The organism is Xylophilus sp. ASV27, assembly GCF_016428875.1.
In the GTDB taxonomy this organism is placed as follows: domain Bacteria; phylum Pseudomonadota; class Gammaproteobacteria; order Burkholderiales; family Burkholderiaceae_C; genus Xylophilus.
The window spans coordinates 1-384 of record NZ_JAELTO010000323.1 but is presented as its reverse complement, the minus strand read 5'-3'; the positions used below and the strand labels follow the sequence as shown (position 1 = coordinate 384).

Sequence of the window (384 nt, the reverse complement as noted above, 5' to 3'; positions counted from 1 at the left end):
CCCCCCCCCCCCCCCCCCCCCCCCCCCCCCCCCCCCCCCCCCCCCCCTTCCAACCCCCCGCCCCCCCCCCCGCCCTACACTAGGTTCTCCTTCGTCGGCAGCGTCAGATGTGTATAAGAGACACCCGATCATCAGCCGTGTGAACTCGGCCACGCTCAGGTCGTTGAGCACCTTGACGTTCTGGAACACCTGGCCGGCGGTCGGGCCGGCGGCCGGCGCGGGCGGCGAGTCCGCCGGCAGCACGTTCTGCGCCTGTCTCTTATACACATCTGACGCTGCCGACGAAGAGAACCTAGTGTAGATGTCGGGGGGGGGCGGGGCGGGGGGGGGGGGGGGGGGGGGGGGGGGGGGGGGGGGGGGGGGGGGGGGGGGGGGGGGGGGGGG

Annotated in this window: 1 protein-coding gene; it reads right to left on the bottom strand. The window is 75.8% G+C overall.

The window, feature by feature from the left end:
• On the bottom strand, positions 1-384 hold a 384-nt coding region (locus tag JHD63_RS23130), incomplete at both ends, for a photosynthetic reaction center cytochrome c subunit family protein (RefSeq protein WP_233168561.1).